We start from the raw sequence: 782 nt of genomic DNA, 5'->3' as shown, positions 1-782 counted from the left end.
GGAGTTTCAGATAACGTTCTTGTATTCACGAACCTTCACTGCCTTAAACGACCGAAGGGAGTGGCCGCGACGCGGTTAGGCTGTGCAAGGTTGTCCGGCTGAATTGACTTCCCTGCAACTAAAACGACTTCTTTACAGAGACGTTCTATTCCAGCTTCGGTCCGGACCAAGGAGCCGGAGGCGACGATGCGTGAATACGGTGTTATCTGAAGTTCGACACTTCATAGGATTACTCACAAAAGTAACTTGACATAAATTCATTCTTAATTTTCAGTTTCTTTTTTTTCAATATTCCACTAATTGTTTTAAAATCAGTTTCATTTAAATATCCCGATTTATTCTCTTGATTCATTTCTTCTAATAAATCATCTAATAACCCTATTAGCATATGGGGTCTATAACCAACCCACTCCGAAATAAAATAATCATCCTCAAACTGTCCATCAATTGAATAGATTATACGATAATAACCAAGTGATTTTTCTGAATAATCCAATCTTACCCTAACTTGAATATATTCTCTTACAAAATTATTTTCATTTGGATTTAAAATCTCCTTTATGTGTAAAGAAACATCTTCAATATTGACTTTTAATTTTTCATATGAGTAAAGATAAAACACTTCATTAAACTCATCTATGTCTTCTGATCTATATGTATCAAATGTATTCCAAAATGATTCAATCGTTCGTTTTTCTATATTGTGTTTATGAAATCATTCCTTAAGAGACATAGTGTTGATAATGATCACCATCTTTTTTGTGAGATTTGTCGAATTTCAG

The 782-nt window shown here is 33.8% G+C and carries 1 protein-coding gene; it reads right to left on the bottom strand.

What is annotated here, in order from left to right:
• Window positions 1-229: 229 nt before the first annotated feature.
• On the bottom strand, window positions 230-622 hold the full coding sequence (locus M6D81_RS31580) for a hypothetical protein (RefSeq protein WP_262681641.1): 393 nt from the start codon (window positions 620-622) through the stop codon (window positions 230-232).
• Window positions 623-782: the final 160 nt, after the last annotated feature.

The sequence above is a fragment of the Paenibacillus sp. J5C2022 genome (assembly GCF_025567625.1).
Lineage (GTDB): Bacteria > Bacillota > Bacilli > Paenibacillales > Paenibacillaceae > Pristimantibacillus.
The sequence above is the reverse complement of the archived record's forward strand: the minus strand, read 5'-3'. Positions and strand labels throughout refer to the sequence as shown.